Origin of the sequence: Micrococcus sp. KRD026, from assembly GCF_017168445.1 — a bacterium.
GTDB lineage: Bacteria > Actinomycetota > Actinomycetes > Actinomycetales > Micrococcaceae > Micrococcus > Micrococcus luteus.
In genome coordinates this window covers 23,934-40,333 of record NZ_JABFBA010000027.1, presented here as the reverse complement: position 1 = coordinate 40,333, position 16,400 = coordinate 23,934, and the positions used below count along the sequence as shown (strand labels likewise).

Here is a 16,400-nt window from a genome sequence, read left to right as displayed (position 1 = left end):
GTGACGGGGCGCAGAGGCGGCTGCGGCCGGCGACGCCACGCCCCCAGCGCGGAGGGCAGGGGGGCGCCCCGGTGCGCGGAGGGATCGGGGCGGGTCATGCCGTCAACTCTAGCCCGGCCCGCGCGGGCCCGTGCCGGGACCGTCTGGCACCCTTGTAGGCATCATGGATCTGACCACCGCCACCCACGCGCTGCCCCCCGGCTTCCCCGCGGACGCCACCCTGCCCGCCGTCGTCGTGGAGCTGGGGCGGAGGTTCGAGGCCGCCGGCCACGAGCTCTCCCTGGTGGGCGGCCCGGTCCGCGACCTCTTCCTGGGGCGGACGTCGCCGGACCTGGACTTCACCACGGACGCCGACCCGGACGCGTCCGAGGCCGTGGGCGCCGGCTGGGCGGACGCCACGTGGGACGTGGGGCGGCGGTTCGGGACCATCGGCTTCCGCAAGGCCGGCTGGCAGCTCGAGGTCACCACCTACCGGGCCGAGCAGTACGACCCGGCCAGCCGCAAGCCGCAGGTGGCCTTCGGCGACAGCCTCGAGGACGACCTGCTGCGCCGCGACTTCACCGTCAACGCCATGGCCCTGCGCCTGCCCGCCCTCGAGCTCGTGGACCCCTTCGGCGGCATGCGGGACCTGCACGCCGGCGTGCTGCGCACCCCCGGCACCCCCGAGGACTCCTTCTCCGACGACCCGCTGCGCATGATGCGCGCCGCCCGGTTCGCCTCCCAGCTCGGCTTCGCCGTGGCCCCCGAGGTGGAGGAGGCCATGGCCGCGATGGCCGAGCGGATCACGATCATCTCCGCCGAACGCGTCCGCGAGGAGCTCGTCAAGCTCGTGTGCGGGGCGCACCCGCGCGCCGGCCTCGACCTGCTCGTGCGCACCGGCCTGGCCGACCACGTCCTGCCCGAGCTGCCCGCCCTGCAGCTCGAGTCGGACGAGCACCACCGCCACAAGGACGTCTACGCCCACTCCCTGACCGTGCTGGAGCAGGCCATGGAGCTGGAGGGTGAGTACGCGCCGTCGACCCCCGACCCCGTGCTGCGCCTGGCGGCGCTGCTGCACGACGTCGGCAAGCCGGCCACGCGCCGCTTCGAGAAGGGCGGGGCCGTCACCTTCCGGCACCACGAGACCGTGGGGGCCAAGCTCGTCCGCAAGCGGCTGCGTGCCCTGAAGTTCGACAACGACACCATCAAGGCGGTGGCCCGTCTGGTGGAGCTGCACATGCGGTTCTACGGCTACGGCGACGCCGGCTGGACCGACTCCGCCGTCCGCCGGTACGCCCACGACGCCGGCGACCTGCTGCCCCGCCTGCACGCGCTGACCCGCTCGGACGTGACCACCCGCAACCGGCGCAAGGCCGAGCGGCTGGCCCACGCGTACGACGACCTCGAGCGGCGCATCGCCGAGATCGCCGAGGCCGAGGAGCTCGCCGCCGTGCGGCCGGACCTGGACGGGCAGCAGATCATGGCGCTGCTGGGGATCCGCCCGGGCCCGGTGGTGGGGCGGGCGTACAACCACCTGCTCGAGTGGCGCCTCGACGAGGGCCCGCACGAGCAGGCCGAGGCCGAGGCGGAGCTGCGGCGCTGGTGGGCCGAGCAGCCGGAGGCCCAGCAGGACTGAGGCGGCGCGGCGGACCTTCCACCCGTCGTCGGGCCGGGACCACACTGGCCGCATGGCTGAGAAGAAGACCGAGAAGAACGGCGCCCCCATGGGCCCCGGCACCTCCAGCATCAAGGACCCCGAGGTCTACGAGGCGCTGCGCCGCGAGGGCGCGAGCGAGGAGAAGGCCGCACGGATCGCCAACGCCTCCGCCCGGGACGGCCGGGACGAGGTCGCCGAGCGCGGCGGCGAGGCCGGCTCCTACGAGGACTGGACCAAGGACGAGCTCGAGAAGCGGGCCCGCGAGCTCGACATCGAGGGCCGCTCCACCATGACCAAGGACGAGCTCATCGAAGCGCTGCGCGACCACTGACCGGCGCCCGCCCCCCCCTTCCGGGGCGGAAACCGGTGCTTTGGGAGCGGAATACCGCCGGAAACCGCCCCCAACGCGGTGGGGCGGGTGGGGATAGCCGGAGGCTTTGGCCCATCCAGGTCGGGATGGAATGATCGACCGCTGTGAGTTCCGACCAGCGCACCGCGCCCGTGCCCCGCCATGCCCTGCCGCCCCAGGACGGCGTGCCCGCCGTCAAGGTCGGCACGCGGGTCAGTCGCGGCCCCGGACGGGTCACCGCCCTCGACGGGCTGCGGGGGATCGCGGTGCTCGCCGTGCTCGTCTTCCACGCCTGGCCCACCTTCCTGCGCGGCGGGTTCGTGGGCGTGGACATGTTCTTCGTGCTCTCCGGCTTCCTCATCACCACCGGCCTGGTCCGTGGTGTGGACGCGGGCCGGGGCGTGGCGCTGGGCACCTTCTGGATGAAGCGCGTCCGACGACTCATCCCGGCCATGCTGATGGCGCTCGTGGGCACCACCGCGCTCGCGTGGCTGGCGGTGGACGAGTTCCCCGCGGGCCTGGGTCGCCAATGGTTCGGCGCCCTGACCTACACCAGCAACTGGGTGATGATCCTCGAGGGCGGGGACTACTTCAACCGCGCCTCGCCGCCTCTGTTCGAGCACCTGTGGTCCCTGGCGATCGAGGAGCAGTTCTACATCCTCTGGCCCCTGCTCCTCTGGGGGCTGCTCCTGCTCACCTGGCCGCCGCGCAGCACGGTGAACTCGGGGCGGGTGGCGGACCGACGTCGTATCCTCGCGGTCGCGGTCGCGGCCGTGGCCTCCGCGGCGTGGATGGCCTGGGGCTCGTGGCACGGGTTCGAGCAGGCCCGCCTCTACTTCGGCACGGACACCCACGCCTTCGGCCTGCTGTTCGGCGCGTGCGTGGCGATCGGCCTGGCCCATGTGCCCCGGCCCGAGCACGGCGGCCCCGAGCCGCGGACCTCGGCCACGCGGGTGGCTGTCGCGTGGGGCGCCGTCACGGTGCTCGCGGCGGGCTTCGCCCTGGTCGACGGCGGCCACGCGAGCACGTACCGCGGAGTGCTGGCGGGCCTGTCCGCCGTCGTCGCGTTCATCGTCTGGCACGTGGTGCAGGGCGACCGGCGCGACTCGCTCTCGCGCGCGCTGGGCAACGGGTTCCTGCGCTGGTGGGGGCGCCGCTCCTACGCCGCGTACCTGTGGCACTGGCCGCTGCTCGTGATCATGCGCGTGATGGTGCCCGTGGACGCCCCCGGGTGGGTCGAGCCCGTGGCCGCCGGCGCGATCCTGCTGCTGACCGCCCTGATCGCCGACCTGAGCACCCGGCTGATCGAGGAGCCCATCCTCCACGAGGGGTTCACGGGTGCCTTCGGTCGCTGGGGCGCAGCCGCTCGGCGGGCGTTCACGGGCGGGGCCGGGCCGATCGGCCGGCTGGCGGCCGCCGCCACGGCGCTGGGGCTCGTGGCCGTCCCCGCGGCGGCCGTGGCCGCCGTGGTGCACTCGCCCGCGCAGACCCAGCTCGAGCAGGACATCGCCCAGGCGGAGGAGTCCCTCAAGGCCGCCCAGGCGGCGCAGCAGGCGGCCCGCGAGTCCCGCGCGGCGGAGCAGTCGAAGCGGGCCGAGGCGTCGGCCTCGGGGGCACCCGGCTCGGCCGCCCCCGGGGACGCGGAGGGCTCCGCCGGTGCGACGTCCTCGCCCGGGTCGTCCGCCGAGCCGTCCGGGCTCGGGCTCGGCGACCCGGCCGTCACGCGCCCCACGTACTCCAAGGAGCAGCTCACCGCGGCCCTGCCGCCGTCCGAGCTCGGCCCGGACGTCACCCTGATCGGCGACTCCGTCTCGCTCTCGGCCGCGCCCACGCTCCTGGAGCAGCTGCCGGGGATGCTGCTGGAGGCGGAGGTGGGCTACCAGATCTGGGACGCCGCGGACGAGATCGAGAAGCTCAAGGCGGACGGCCAGCTGAGCGACGTCGTCGTGGTGGCCCTGGGCGCCAACGGCACCACCCATCGGGGCGACTGGGAGAAGATCCTGGCGGCCGTCGGCGAGGACCGGCTGCTCGTGCTCGTGGTGCCGCACGGCCCGATGGACTGGATCGCGGACGTGCAGGTGCAGATGGAGGCGCAGGCCAAGGCCCACCCGGACCGGATCGTCCTGGCGGACTGGGACGCCGCGGCGAAGCAGCACGTCACGGACTTCTCCGCCGACGGCGTGCACCCCCGCGCCGACGGCCAGGCCATGTACGCCCAGCTCGTCCGGCTCACCATCGAGGACCGGCTCGGCGCGCGGCGCTGAGCGCGGTGGCCGGGGCGGCGCGCGCCCCCACGACGACGCCGGCCCGTCACCTCCACGGGGAGGGTGACGGGCCGGCGTCGTGCGCGGTCCGCGGGGGACCGGGCGGGTCAGCGCTCGATGTCGCCGCGGATGAAGGCCTCCACGAGCTCGTGCGCCGCGTCGTCGTTGTGCTGCACGGGCGGGGACTTCATGAAGTAGGACGAGGCCGAGAGGATCGGGCCGCCGATGCCGCGGTCCAGGGCGATCTTCGCGGCGCGCACGGCGTCGATGATCACGCCGGCGGAGTTGGGGGAGTCCCACACCTCGAGCTTGTACTCGAGCGAGACCGGGGCGTCGCCGAAGTTGCGGCCCTCGAGGCGCACGAACGCCCACTTGCGGTCGTCGAGCCAGGCCACGTAGTCGGACGGGCCGATGTGCACGTCCTTCTCGCCCAGCTGCGCGGAGGTGTTGGAGGTGACGGCCTGCGTCTTGGAGATCTTCTTGGACTCCAGGCGCTCGCGCTCGAGCATGTTCTTGAAGTCCATGTTGCCGCCCACGTTGAGCTGGTAGGTGCGGTCCAGGGTGACGCCGCGGTCCTCGAACAGCTTGGCCATCACGCGGTGGGTGATGGTGGCGCCGATCTGGGACTTGATGTCGTCGCCCACGATCGGCACGCCCGCGGCGGTGAACTTCTCGGCCCACTCCGGGGTGCCGGCGATGAACACGGGCAGGGCGTTCACGAACGCGACGCCGGCGTCGATCGCGGCCTGGGCGTAGTGCTCGGTGGCCCGCTGCGAGCCGACGGGCAGGTAGCAGACCAGCACGTCCGCCTTCGCGTCGCGGAGGGCCTGGGCCACGTCCACGGGCTCGGCCTCCGACTCCTCGATGGTCTCGGCGTAGTACTTGCCGAGGCCGTCCAGGGTGGGGCCGCGCTGGACGGTGACGTCCGCGTGGGGCACGTCCGCGATCTTGATGGTGTTGTTCTCGGAGGCGGTGATGGCCTCGGACAGGTCCAGGCCGACCTTCTTCGCGTCCACGTCGAACGCGGCCACGAACTCGAGGTCCGACACGTGGTAGTCGCCGAACTGCACGTGCATCAGGCCCGGGACCGTGTCCGTGGCCTTCGCTTCGCGGTAGTACTCCACACCCTGGATGAGGGATGTTGCGCAGTTGCCCACGCCGGCGATGGCGACGCGGATGGGGTTGGTGGCCACGGTCTGGTTCTCTCCTCGACTGTCCGGAACGGGTGCGGGCACGCGGAGCGCGCGCAGGGGGCCCACACCGTTCGGCGGGGCGCTCACCCGGGGATCAACCCCGCCAGTCTACGACCGACGACGGCGGCCCCGCCCGTCCGGTGTCCGGGCGGCTTCCTAGGATGGGGGCATGAGACCGGCCCCCGCGCATGCCGCGACCCCCAGCGAGCCGCCCACTCACGCCGCGGACGGCGCCCCGAGCGACGCCGTGACCACCCCGGGCGCCCCCGCCGGGCGTTCCGCTGACAGCGCACCGTCCGGTGCCCTGCCCGCCCCCGGTGAGCGCGGCGGCCGCTTCCAGCTCGCCGGCGGCCTCGCGGCGAACGGCCCGGGGCGGGGGACCGGCTCCTGGGCCGGGCCCGTGGCGCTGACGGGGCTGCTGGTGGCTCTGGCCGCCGTCGTGACCGTGCTGCAGAAGTCGCCGTGCCTGCTGCACGGCTGGGGCGCCCCGGACGTCTACTACGCGGGCTGCTACTCGGACTGGGCCGCGCTCTACGGCGGGCGCGGGTTCGCGGCGGACCCCTGGGCGCCGTTCCGGGCGGGCTCCACGTTCGAGTACCCCGTGCTGATGTCCGTCGTGGGCTCGGTGGCGGCCTGGATCACGCAGGCGCTGCCGTTCTCGCCGGAGCAGGGCACGGTGGTGTTCTGGCTCGTGAACCTCGGATTCGTGGTGGTGCTGTGGGCCGTCGTCGCGGTGCTGACCGTCCGGATGGCGGGGCGCCGGTGGACGGACGGGCTCATGGTGGCCGTGGCCCCGGGGATCGTGCTGGCCGGCACCATCAACTGGGACCTGTGGGCCGTGGCCCTGCTGGCGTGCGGCATGTACGCCTGGTCCCGCGGCCGGTCCCTGACGGCGGGGATGCTGTTCGGCCTCGGCGCGGCCATGAAGCTGTATCCGCTGCTGATCCTGGGGCCGCTGCTGATCCTGGCGGTGCGCTCGCGACGGTGGCGGCCCTTCCTGCTCGCGGCCGGGGGCACGGTGGCGGCGTGGGCGGCGGTCAACGTGCCGCTCATGGCCGTGAACTTCCAGGCGTGGTCCGTGTTCTTCACCTTCTCCGGCGAGCGCGGGCCGGGCCTGTCCAGCGTGTGGCACGCATGGGACGTGACCGCCGCGCAGGCCGGGTGGGCGTTCGTGCCGGAGGACTCCCTCACCCTGCTGGCCTACGGCACCTTCGCGGTGTGCTGCCTCGGGATCTTCGTGCTCGGCGTGCGGGTGCGGCACACCCCGCGGCTGGCCCAGCTGACGTTCCTGGTGGTGGCGGCGTTCGTGCTCACCAACAAGGTGTACTCACCGCAGTTCGTCGTCTGGCTGATCCCGCTCCTGGCGCTCGCCCTGCCGCGCTGGCGGGACTTCTGGGTGTGGCAGACGGTGGAGGCGCTGCACTTCTTCGCCGTGTGGATGTACCTGGCCAAGGGGGTGGCCGAGACCCCGCCGCAGCACTCCATGGACGACTCCGTCTACGTGGCCGCGATCCTCGCGCACATGCTCGCGGTGCTGTGGCTGTGCGGGCGCGTCGTGTGGGAGATGCTGCACCCGGCCGAGGACCTCGTGAAGCGCGACCACGGCGGCCACCCGGACACCGACCCGCTCGCCGGCGCGTACGCCGGACCGGCCCGGGGGCGCTCAGGCCGACCGGCCGCGGTTCAGGCGTAGTCCCAGCGGTGGATCGGGCAGTCCGGGGACGACGGCGGCGCGGTCGTCCCCGCCGCGGCGCCGTCCTCGCGGGGCGGCGGGCAGACGCACTGCGCCCCGGAGGCGGCCGTGGCCGCCTTCATCTGTTCGCGCCAGATCACGTGGGGGTCGGTGGCCGGGTCCGCGGCCCCGCCGGGGTGCGCCGGACGCGCGGCGCCGTCGTCGTGGGCGGGGGTGCGGGCCGCGTCCCCGTCCCGGGTGAAGCCCATCCGCACGATGGCCCAGCCGCCCACGGTCCACGCCACCAGGAGGAAGACCCCCACGGCGACGGCGATCATGATGTCCACGGCGGGCTCCTCCTGCGCTGACGGGGCGGGCGATGCGGCGGGCCCGCTTGCGGGCCAGGGTAGTCGGACGGGGTGGTGGGGGCGGTACGGTCGGGGCATGACCCCCGTGACCCGTGACACCGCCGCCGAGCTGCCCGCCCACCTGCGGGACCTGGCCGAGTTCGTGACCGCCTCGCCCTCCAGCTACCACGCCGCGGAGGAGGTCGCACGCCGCCTGGAGGCCGTCGGCTTCACCCGTCTGGATGAGACGGCCGACTTCCCGGCGGCCCCGGGCGGCTACGTGGTGGTGCGCGACGGCGCGGCGGTGGCCTGGATCGTGCCGATGGGTGCCGGGGCGCTGGGCCGCCACGAGGGTGCTGAGGCGCGCGCGGCCGGGCCGGACGAGGCGGGGCAGAGCGCCGGCGTCGTGCCGGTGTTCCGCGTGCTCGGCGCACACACGGACTCGCCGGGGTTCAAGCTCAAGCCGAACCCGGCCACCGTGACGGCCGACGGCTGGGTGCAGGCCGGCGTCGAGGTGTACGGCGGCCCGCTGCTGAACTCGTGGCTGGACCGCGAGCTGCGGTTCGCCGGGCGTCTCGTCCTCGACGACGGCACGCAGGTGCTCGCCGCGACCGGGCCCGTGGGGCGCATCCCGCAGCTGGCCATCCATCTGGACCGCGAGGTCAACGAGGGGCTGACGCTGAAGCGGCAGCGGCACACGAACCCCGTCGTGGGGGCGCTCGCCCCGCGCGGCGAGGACGCCGGCGCGACCGTGGCCGACGGTCTGGCCGCCCGCGTGCCCGGTGACGTGCTGACCGCGCTCGCGGCCGCCGCCGGCGTGGACCCGGCCGCGGTGCGCGGGCACGACGTCGTGGTGGCCGACGCCCAGGCGCCCGGACTCTTCGGGCTGGCGGGCGAGTTCTTCGCGTCGGGTCGGCTGGACAACCTGAGCTCGGTGCACGCGGGCCTCGTGGCGCTCGAGGAGCTGGCGCGCGAGCACGGCGGCGCCGAGGGGGCGATCGCGTACGAGGGGACCGTCGCGGGCGGGGTGGCCGGTGAGGCGGCCGGCGCCCCGGTGATCCCGCTGCTCGCCGCGTTCGACCACGAGGAGCTGGGGTCGGCGTCGCGGTCCGGGGCGGCCGGGCCGCTGCTCGAGGAGGTCATGGGGCGCGTGCTCGAGGCGCTCGGCGTGGCCGGGCAGGGTCGGGCGCGGGCGATCGCGGGGTCCTGGCTGCTGTCCGCGGATGCCGGCCACCTGGTGCACCCGAACTACGCCGAGCGGCATGACCCCGTGAACCACCCGCGCGTGAACCACGGCCCGCTGCTGAAGATCAACGCCAACCAGCGCTACGCCACCGACGCCGGGGGCGAGGCCGCGTTCGCCCGCTGGTGCGGCGTGGCGGGGGTGCCGTTCCAGGAGTTCGTCTCCCACAACGACGTCCCCTGCGGCTCGACCATCGGCCCGATCTCGGCGACCCGCCTGGGCATCCGGACCGTGGACGTGGGCCTGGGCCTGCTGTCCATGCACTCGGCGCGCGAGATGTGCGGCGTGCGGGACGTGGAGCACCTGACGGCGGCCGTGCGGGAGTTCTTCCGCGGGGTGTGAGGCGCGGCGGCGGATGACGGCCGCCACGAGCGGCGTGCGCGGGGCTGCGTCAGCCGGCGGAGCCCGGGGTCACACCGTCCGAAAGTTGCCGACATCGACCAAGGGCGTGCCGTTCACGACGGCGGAGCCGCGCCCGTTGACCGACACGCTGGCGAGGGCCGTGCTGCAGTTGCTGTACCACCCGATGCGCGGCAGGGTGATGGTGCCTGAGACGGGGGCGGGTACCGGGGTTACCGCGGTTTGGAGATTGCTGTAGTAGCGGTAGTACGGGGTGCCGTTGTTGGTGTACAGGACCGGACTGCCGGTCCCGGAGACCTCACGGACGGGGGTGCTCCAGGACGGGGTGGTGCTCGTCCAGGTGAAGGTGGTGGGGTTCTTCCCAGTCTCCATCGCATCCACCACGCTCCTCTGCACCAGGACGGAGGCGGTCACGTTCGTCACCGTGGAGCCGGTGCGCACATTGGCGATCCGGTAGTAGGTGTTGACGTCGTCCGTGGTGACGCTCAAGCGGGTCGAACCCGAGCCACAGGCCGTCACTGTCGTGCCGGGCCCGGCCCCCGCGGTGCCGCGGGTGACCAGGAACAAGCGGTCGATCCGCGGGGGAGGGCTGGCCGCCTCGGCGGGGGCAGCGGCGGCGGCGACGACGGTCGGCACCGCCCACGCGAGGCTGCTGGCGACTCGGCGGCGGGAGGGGACGGACTGGGATGGCTGGGGCGCTGCCGACGTGGACTCTGACATGGGATGCTCCGAAACGTGAGAGGGGTTTGACGCAGGATGTGTGTCCTCCTTCCAAGGTACGTCGTCGTCGACCGAGGGCAAGCCCCGGCCACCCCACTGCCCCCTAGGGGTGGCACCTCATCTGCGGAGGCGCAGTGCTGGTATTCTTGACGGGATCCCCTGCGTGCCGCCGAAGAGTGCGGATGCATGCGTAAGGGGAGAACGCAGAACCTCCTGCCGCGGAGAGACCGCGGCCGCAAGCCCAGAGGAGGTGGGTTCGCATGCGTGCTTATGAGCTGATGGTGCTGATCGACCCTGAGGTCGACGAGCGCACCGTGGAGCCGACCCTGAAGAAGTACCTCGAGGTCGTCACGAACGCCGGCGGCACCGTCGACAACATCGACGTGTGGGGTCGCCGCAAGACCGCCTACGAGATCCAGAAGAAGTCCGAGGCCATCTACGTGGTCGTCAACTTCCAGTCGGAGCCGGCCGCCACCCAGGAGCTGGACCGTCTGCTGAACCTCAACGAGACGATCCTGCGCACCAAGATCATCCGTCCGGAGGAGCAGAAGATCACCGCTGAGTGATCCTCGTACCGTGTCCGGAGGGTCTGAGAGCATCGGATCAGTCCCCGACGCCCCCACCGGAACCCCGCTGAGCAGTCCCGGATCCCCGGATCCGGTCACTGACCGGCAGAACCCCCGAAGACAGGAGTGACCATGGCAGGCGAGACCGTCATCACCGTGGTCGGCAACCTCACCGCCGACCCGGAGCTGCGCTTCACCCCGAACGGCGCGGCCGTCGCGAACTTCACCGTCGCGTCCACGCCCCGCACGTTCGACCGCCAGACCAACGAGTGGAAGGACGGCGAAGCGCTGTTCCTGCGCTGCTCGGTCTGGCGCGAGGCCGCGGAGAACGTGGCGGAGTCGCTGACCAAGGGCATGCGCGTGATCGTGCAGGGCCGCCTCAGGGCGCGCTCCTACGACGACCGGGACGGCAACCGTCGCACCAGCTGGGAGCTGGACGTGGACGAGGTCGGCCCGGCGCTGCGGTTCGCCACGGCCAAGGTCACCCGCGCCCAGCGCGGCGGCGGCGGCGGTGGCTTCGGCGGCGGCCAGCAGGGGGGCGGCTTCGGCGGCGCCCCGGCCGGCGGCGGCTTCGGGGGGAACAACGACGGCGGCTTCGGCGGCGCCCAGCAGGGCGGCGGCTGGGGCGGCCAGCAGCAGGGCGGCGGCCAGGCCGCACCGCAGGACCCCTGGTCCGGCGGCGGTGGCGGCGGATGGGACACCCCGTCCTCCAACGAGCCCCCGTTCTGATCCTGCACTGACCGGGCGCGGCCCCCGCGGCCGCGACGGACACGGAACACCACGGACCTCTCCGTCCGGGCGCACCTTGCCCGGAGGGCCGCCCCGGCGGCCCATCCCACCCGCGACCCGGCACCGCCGGGCCGCACTGCACACGGCCCCGTGCCCCGCACGGGACGCCGCGTGATCCCATCCCGCAGAACCGTTCTGCGGGCTCCAGAGAACTCTGAAGGAGCACCACGATGGCGAAGGCTGAACTCCGCAAGCCCAAACCGAAGTCCAACCCGCTCAAGGCCGCCAAGATCACCGAGATCGACTACAAGGACGTGGCCCTGCTGCGCAAGTTCATCTCCGACCGCGGGAAGATCCGTGCCCGTCGCGTGACCGGCGTGACCGTCCAGGAGCAGCGCAAGATCGCCCAGGCCGTCAAGAACGCCCGCGAGGTGGCCCTGCTGCCCTACGCCGGCGCCGGCCGCGGCTGATCGAGCGAGCGAAGGAAGGAACACCCAGATGGCAAAGCTCATCCTGACCCAGGAAGTGGCCGGTCTCGGCACCTCCGGTGACGTGGTCGAGGTCAAGAACGGGTACGCCCGCAACTACCTGCTCCCGCGCGGTTTCGCCACCGTGTGGACCAAGGGCGGGGAGAAGCAGGTCGAGTCCCTGCAGAAGGCCCGCGCGGCCCGCGCGGTGGCGAACCTGGAGGACGCGCAGGCCCAGGCCGCGCAGCTCCAGTCCGCCACCGTGAAGCTCGAGCGCACCGCCGGTGCGGAGGGTCGCCTGTTCGGCGCCGTCCAGACCGCCGACGTCGCCGAGGCGATCGAGGCCGCCGGCCTCGGTTCCGTGGACAAGCGCTCGATCACCCTGCCGGCGCACATCAAGTCCGTGGGCAACCACGAGGCCCAGGTCCGCCTGCACGAGGACGTCATCGCGACCGTCCAGCTGCAGGTCGTGGCCGCCAAGGCCAAGAAGTGATCAACCGCTTCTGAGCCCGTCGCGCCCGCGACGCGCACCCGAGGCCCCGGTCCGCTCTTCACGAGCGGGCCGGGGCCTCGTGCCGTGGGGGAACATGGAGATCATGCCCTCCGCCCCACCGCCCTCCGACCGGCGTCGGCAGCGTCAGATGTGTATAAGGGACAGACCCTGCCGGCTCGACGGCGGCCCCGCGCCCGCCCCTGTGGACGCGCCCGTTCATCCTCGTCAGCGCCACCTACCTGTTCGTGGCGATGATCTTCTACACGCTCATGACCGCGATGGCGCTCTACGCCGTCACGTCCTTCGGCGCGTCGGACGCGGAGGCCGGCGTCGTGGTGGGGGCGTTCGTGCTGGGCGCGGTCCTCACCCGCATGACGACGACACCCGCCACCTTCGCGTGGGGGCGGCGGCGGGTCCTGCTCGTCGCCTTGGCCTGCTACGTCCTCACGACGGCGGCGTACCTCTGGGCGGACTCCCTGGCCACGCTGACCGCGGTGCGGCTGCTCAACGGCATGTGCTTCGGCGCGGCCGGCACCGTGCTGGCCACGGCCGTGCAGCGGATCGTCCCGCCGGTGCGCCGCTCCGAGGGCACCGGCTGGTTCTCCACGTCCATGACGCTCGCGGGCGCCGTCGGGCCGATGGTGGCCCTGCAGCTGAGCACCGCCCTCGGCTACGACGCCCTGTTCTGGGCGTGCATCGGCTTCACGGGCATGGCCCTGCTGATCGCCCTGTTCCTGCGCGTGCCCGAGCCGCCGCTGACGGGCCGGTTCCGGCTGCACCGGGCGGACGTGTTCTCCGCAGAGGTGGCGCCGGCGGCGGGCGTGGCCCTGGCCTCCGGGTTCATGTACGGCGGCATCCTCGCGTTCATGGCCACGTTCGCGCAGCAGCAGGGCTACCCGGCGATGGTGCCGAGCCTGTTCTTCCTGCTCTTCGCCGCGGGCACCATCGTGGGCCGTGCCGTCCTGGGCGTGCTGCACGACCGGCACGGGGACAACGCCGTCGTCTACCCGATCCTCGCGGGCATGGCCGTCTCCTACGCGGTGCTGGCGCTGTGGCGGGAGCCGGCGGGCATGCTCGTGGCCGGCGCCCTGCTGGGGCTGACCTACGGGCCCGTGGTGAGCGTGTTCCAGACCATCGCGATCAAGGTGGTCCGGCCCACCGAGATCGGCGTCGCCACGGGCACGTTCTTCCTGCTCCTGGACCTCGGCACCGGCCTCGGCCCCATGGTGCTCGGCGCGGTGGTGGCCGCCGTCGGGATCCCGGTGATGTACCTGCTCTCCGGCGGCGTCGGGGTGGCGCTGCTGCTCTACTACCGGCTCGTGCACGGCGGCCGGGCCATCGCCCGGCGCCCGTCCCCGGCCTGAGCCGGGCGGCTCCGACGCGCGGACGGCGCCCCGCCGCTGCTCATGCGTCCCATCCCCCGATGTGCACGAGGGCGTCGCCGCGGTGCACCAGGGGTGCCTCGGTGCGGCCGATGACCACGCCGGTCAGCTCGGCCTTCACGTGCGCGAGGCGGCGGCCGAACGAGTTGTAGAGCGCCCCGATCCGGTCCCCGGCGCTCACGCGTTCGCCGAGGGAGACGTCCAGGTGCACGAGGCCGTCCGCGCGGGCGCGCACCCAGGTGGACTGCCACACCAGGTACGGGGAGTCCTGCTCGCCGTCGACGACGTCGGGGTGCACGGCGGCGGTGTCCTCGCCGGTGGCATCGGTCGCCTCGGGCACGTCCGTGGTCCGCTCCTCGGGGACCTCGCCGGGCAGCGGACCGGGGGCGTCGACGACGGCGTCCGGCCCGGGCTCGGTGAGCCCGACGTCCGCGGGATCCACCATGTCCAGGGCCGCGAGCACGCGCAGGACCCCGTCCACGCCGGGGGCGATCGCGTACTCGTCGAACCGCCAGGCCTCACCGGCCTCGTAGAGCAGCACGCGCGCGCCGGTCTCGCGGGCCGCGGCGCGCAGGGAGCCGTCCCGCAGGCGGGCGTGGAAGAGCACGGGGGCGCCGAACGCCTCGGCGAGCGCGCGGGTCTGGGGGTCCTCCAGGTCGCACCGGATCTGCGGCAGGTTGGAGCGGCGGTCCGCGCCGGTGTGCAGATCGATGCCCACGGTGCAGCGGCCGATCACCTCGGTCATCATCAGGTGCGCGATGCGCGAGGCGAGCGAGCCCCGGGCGGAGCCGGGGAAGGAGCGGTTCAGGTCGCGGCGGTCCGGCAGGTAGCGGTCTCCGGCCATCACGCCGAGCACGTTGACGATGGGCACGGCCAGCAGGGTGCCGCGCAGGTTTTTGGGCTGCAGCCGCTCCAGGACGCGGCGGACGATCTCGACGCCGGCCACCTCGTCCCCGTGGATCGCGGCGGAGACCCACACGGTGGGCCCGTCCTCGCGGCCGTGCAGCACGTGCACGGGCAGGGTGACGTCCGCGCCGGTGACGAGCTGGGAGATCGGCAGGGACAGCTCGTGGCGGCGGCCTGCCGCCACCTCGACCCCGCCGAACGCGAAGGGGGCGCGGGCGGGGCGACGGCTCACGCGCGTCCCCGGTTCCGGCGGCGCACGCCGCGCGGCGGCTGCCCGCCCACGTACGAGGCGGCGGGGTCCACGAGGAGGCCGCCGGCGGCCAGCGCGGTGCGGCCCACGAGCATGCGGAAGCCCATCTCGTCCCGGTGGGTCAGGGTCACCTCCGCCTCGATCGTGCGGCCGGCCAGGGTCAGCGGCATCACGACGACGACGCGCTCCTGCGCCTCGCCGTTCGAGGAGCGGACCGTGCGCAGGTCGGCCACCGGCAGCTCGGCCGTCCGGGCGTCCGCGGCCGAGGTCTGCCACGGGTGCACCTCGAACCGGACCCATGCGGCGCCGTCGCGGGTGAACCGCTCGATGCCGAAGGCGTGGAGCGCCGAGGTGCGGGCACCGGTGTCGATCTTGGCCTTGATCCAGGGGGTGTGGGCGGCGGGCAGGCCGACCCATTCGCGCCAGCCCACCAGCCCCGGGCGAGCGGCGCCGTCGTCGGTGGGGGGCACGCCGTGGGGGGCCGGGGCCGTGTGCTTAGATTCAGACACGCCCCTCATCCTCCCAGGAAAGCGGTCATGAAGCTCGCCATCCTCTCCCGTTCCCTGCGCGCCTACTCGACGCAGCGCCTCAAGACCGCGGCGCTCGAGCGCGGCCACCAGGTGAAGGTCCTGGACACCCTGCGCTTCGGCATCGACCTCAGCTCGGACGAGCCCGATCTGATGTTCCGCGGCCGCCCCCTCTCCGGCTATGACGCCGTGCTGCCGCGCATCGGCAACTCGGTGACCTACTTCGGCACCGCCGTGGTACGCCAGTTCGAGCAGATGGACGTCTACACGCCCAACACGGCCGCCGGGATCATGAACTCGCGGGACAAGCTGCGGGCCACCCAGATCCTCTCCCGGCACGAGATCGACATGCCCGCCACCGTGTTCGTGCGCAACCGCGGCGAGGTCTCCACGGCGATCGACATGGTGGGCGGGGCACCCGTGGTGATCAAGCTGCTCGAGGGCACCCAGGGCATCGGCGTGATCCTGGCGCCGACCAAGAAGGTGGCCGAGGCGATCATCGAGACGCTGCACGGCACCAACCAGCAGGTGCTCATCCAGCGGTTCGTGGAGGAGTCCAAGGGCACGGACATCCGCGCACTCGTGGTGGGGGACCGTGTGGTGGCCGCGATGCGCCGCCGGGCCCAGGGGGACGAGTTCCGCTCCAACGTGCACCGCGGCGGCACCGTGGAGCGCGTCGAGCTCTCGCCCGAGTACGCGGAGACCGCCGTGCGGGCGGCCCACATCATGGGCCTGCGCGTGGCCGGCGTGGACATGCTCGAGGGCGAGCACGGCCCGCTGGTCATGGAGGTGAACTCCTCCCCGGGGCTGCAGGGCATCGAGGCCGCCACGGACCTGGACGTGGCCGGCGCGATCATCGACTACGTGGCGGACCAGGCCGGCTTCCCGGACATCGACGTGCGCCAGCGCCTGGCCGTCTCCACCGGGTACGGGGTCGGTGAGATCACCGTGCACGCCGGCTCCGGCTGGGTGGGCCAGTCCATCGAGGACTCCGGGCTGCTCGCGAAGGACCTGCAGGTGCTCACCCTGCACCGCGGCACCTCCGTGTTCCCCAACCCCGCGGACACCAAGGTCCTCGAGGAGGGCGACCGGCTGCTCTGCTTCGGCAAGACCGAGAACATGCGCGCCCTCATCCCCGCCCGCGCCCGCCGCCCCAAGCGCGTGCGGAAGCTGCCGGCCACCCCGATCCTCGCGTCCGTCGCCGAGGAGGCCCCGGCGCCCGAGGCGCCCGCCGACGACGCCTGAGCCCGGGCGCGGGGCCCCTCCGGAGGCGTCGAGGGCGGCGTCATCATGGGG

At 73.4% G+C, this 16,400-nt stretch carries 16 protein-coding genes; 11 read left to right on the top strand and 5 right to left on the bottom strand.

The window, feature by feature from the left end; translation table 11 throughout:
• Positions 1–163: 163 nt before the first annotated feature.
• From J1M40_RS09685 to J1M40_RS12775, 3 genes are all read left to right on the top strand, one after another.
• Positions 164–1,615 (top strand): CCA tRNA nucleotidyltransferase, encoded by a 1,452-nt coding sequence (locus J1M40_RS09685; protein WP_122054787.1) that lies wholly within the window; start codon positions 164–166, stop codon positions 1,613–1,615.
• Positions 1,616–1,667: 52 nt separating this feature from the next.
• Positions 1,668–1,967 carry a Rho termination factor N-terminal domain-containing protein gene (locus tag J1M40_RS09680; RefSeq protein ID WP_144819067.1) on the top strand — a complete coding sequence of 100 codons (300 nt, stop codon included), beginning with the start codon at positions 1,668–1,670 and terminating at the stop codon, positions 1,965–1,967.
• 143 nt (positions 1,968–2,110) lie between these two features.
• Entirely contained in the window at positions 2,111–4,249 is a 2,139-nt protein-coding gene (locus tag J1M40_RS12775; RefSeq protein ID WP_260856916.1) for an acyltransferase family protein, read from the top strand.
• A gap of 107 nt (positions 4,250–4,356) precedes the next feature.
• On the opposite strand, the gene J1M40_RS09665 is transcribed toward J1M40_RS12775, so the two are convergent.
• A complete protein-coding gene (locus J1M40_RS09665; RefSeq protein ID WP_145015531.1) occupies positions 4,357–5,442 on the bottom strand; it encodes an inositol-3-phosphate synthase in 1,086 nt (361 codons plus the stop codon).
• Between the two features lie 169 nt (positions 5,443–5,611).
• Here J1M40_RS09665 and J1M40_RS09660 point away from each other — a divergent pair, with 169 nt between their 5' ends.
• Positions 5,612–7,135, top strand: a complete 1,524-nt coding sequence (locus J1M40_RS09660) for a glycosyltransferase family 87 protein (protein ID WP_206450745.1) — start codon at positions 5,612–5,614, stop codon at positions 7,133–7,135.
• Here the strand turns inward: J1M40_RS09660 and J1M40_RS09655 are convergent.
• Complete coding sequence (locus J1M40_RS09655; RefSeq protein ID WP_241252209.1) at positions 7,126–7,452, bottom strand: hypothetical protein; 327 nt, start codon at positions 7,450–7,452, stop codon at positions 7,126–7,128. The genes J1M40_RS09660 and J1M40_RS09655 overlap by 10 nt on opposite strands.
• Positions 7,453–7,558: 106 nt before the next feature.
• Between J1M40_RS09655 and J1M40_RS09650 the strand changes: the two genes are divergently transcribed.
• Positions 7,559–9,046, top strand: a complete 1,488-nt coding sequence (locus J1M40_RS09650) for a M18 family aminopeptidase (protein WP_073117178.1) — start codon at positions 7,559–7,561, stop codon at positions 9,044–9,046.
• Positions 9,047–9,115: 69 nt separating this feature from the next.
• Here the strand turns inward: J1M40_RS09650 and J1M40_RS09645 are convergent, their stop codons facing one another.
• Entirely contained in the window at positions 9,116–9,700 is a 585-nt protein-coding gene (locus J1M40_RS09645) for a hypothetical protein (protein ID WP_144081985.1), read from the bottom strand.
• Between the two features lie 344 nt (positions 9,701–10,044).
• Here J1M40_RS09645 and rpsF point away from each other — a divergent pair, with 344 nt between their 5' ends.
• The 5 genes from rpsF (at position 10,045) to J1M40_RS09620 (ending at position 13,403) form a co-directional block, all read left to right on the top strand.
• A complete protein-coding gene (gene rpsF, locus J1M40_RS09640) occupies positions 10,045–10,350 on the top strand; it encodes a 30S ribosomal protein S6 (protein WP_002857790.1) in 306 nt (101 codons plus the stop codon).
• Between the two features lie 132 nt (positions 10,351–10,482).
• Entirely contained in the window at positions 10,483–11,079 is a 597-nt protein-coding gene (locus tag J1M40_RS09635) for a single-stranded DNA-binding protein (RefSeq protein WP_044659956.1), read from the top strand.
• Positions 11,080–11,309: 230 nt separating this feature from the next.
• Entirely contained in the window at positions 11,310–11,549 is a 240-nt protein-coding gene (gene rpsR / locus J1M40_RS09630) for a 30S ribosomal protein S18 (protein WP_002857788.1), read from the top strand.
• A 28-nt stretch (positions 11,550–11,577) separates the two neighbouring features.
• Complete coding sequence (gene rplI / locus J1M40_RS09625) at positions 11,578–12,039, top strand: 50S ribosomal protein L9 (protein ID WP_002857787.1); 462 nt, start codon at positions 11,578–11,580, stop codon at positions 12,037–12,039.
• A gap of 251 nt (positions 12,040–12,290) precedes the next feature.
• A complete protein-coding gene (locus tag J1M40_RS09620) occupies positions 12,291–13,403 on the top strand; it encodes an MFS transporter (RefSeq protein ID WP_241252208.1) in 1,113 nt (370 codons plus the stop codon).
• 40 nt (positions 13,404–13,443) lie between these two features.
• On the opposite strand, the gene J1M40_RS09615 is transcribed toward J1M40_RS09620, so the two are convergent.
• Together J1M40_RS09615 and J1M40_RS09610 are read right to left on the bottom strand one after the other, a co-directional pair.
• The gene (locus J1M40_RS09615) at positions 13,444–14,559 is read right to left on the bottom strand and encodes a succinylglutamate desuccinylase/aspartoacylase family protein (RefSeq protein WP_144819904.1); all 1,116 of its coding nucleotides are present in this window, start codon (positions 14,557–14,559) and stop codon (positions 13,444–13,446) included.
• Entirely contained in the window at positions 14,556–15,086 is a 531-nt protein-coding gene (locus tag J1M40_RS09610; RefSeq protein WP_036314387.1) for an ATP-dependent zinc protease, read from the bottom strand. Before J1M40_RS09610 ends, J1M40_RS09615 begins: the two co-directional genes overlap by 4 nt.
• 27 nt (positions 15,087–15,113) lie before the next feature.
• Here J1M40_RS09610 and rimK point away from each other — a divergent pair, with 27 nt between their 5' ends.
• The gene (rimK, locus tag J1M40_RS09605; RefSeq protein WP_036314384.1) at positions 15,114–16,349 is read left to right on the top strand and encodes a 30S ribosomal protein S6--L-glutamate ligase; all 1,236 of its coding nucleotides are present in this window, start codon (positions 15,114–15,116) and stop codon (positions 16,347–16,349) included.
• The last annotated feature ends 51 nt before the right edge of the window (positions 16,350–16,400 follow it).

Excerpts from the sequence above, each read along its gene's own strand:
- J1M40_RS09685 (WP_122054787.1), top strand. The coding sequence starts at position 164 with ATGGATCTGACCACCGCCACCCACGCGCTGCCCCCCGGCTTCCCCGCG.
- J1M40_RS09680 (WP_144819067.1), top strand. The coding sequence starts at position 1,668 with ATGGCTGAGAAGAAGACCGAGAAGAACGGCGCCCCCATGGGCCCCGGC.
- J1M40_RS09660 (WP_206450745.1), top strand. The coding sequence starts at position 5,612 with ATGAGACCGGCCCCCGCGCATGCCGCGACCCCCAGCGAGCCGCCCACT.
- J1M40_RS09655 (WP_241252209.1), bottom strand. The coding sequence starts at position 7,452 with ATGATCGCCGTCGCCGTGGGGGTCTTCCTCCTGGTGGCGTGGACCGTG.
- J1M40_RS09650 (WP_073117178.1), top strand. The coding sequence starts at position 7,559 with ATGACCCCCGTGACCCGTGACACCGCCGCCGAGCTGCCCGCCCACCTG.
- rpsF (WP_002857790.1), top strand. The coding sequence starts at position 10,045 with ATGCGTGCTTATGAGCTGATGGTGCTGATCGACCCTGAGGTCGACGAG.
- J1M40_RS09635 (WP_044659956.1), top strand. The coding sequence starts at position 10,483 with ATGGCAGGCGAGACCGTCATCACCGTGGTCGGCAACCTCACCGCCGAC.
- rpsR (WP_002857788.1), top strand. The coding sequence starts at position 11,310 with ATGGCGAAGGCTGAACTCCGCAAGCCCAAACCGAAGTCCAACCCGCTC.
- rplI (WP_002857787.1), top strand. The coding sequence starts at position 11,578 with ATGGCAAAGCTCATCCTGACCCAGGAAGTGGCCGGTCTCGGCACCTCC.
- J1M40_RS09620 (WP_241252208.1), top strand. The coding sequence starts at position 12,291 with ATGATCTTCTACACGCTCATGACCGCGATGGCGCTCTACGCCGTCACG.
- rimK (WP_036314384.1), top strand. The coding sequence starts at position 15,114 with ATGAAGCTCGCCATCCTCTCCCGTTCCCTGCGCGCCTACTCGACGCAG.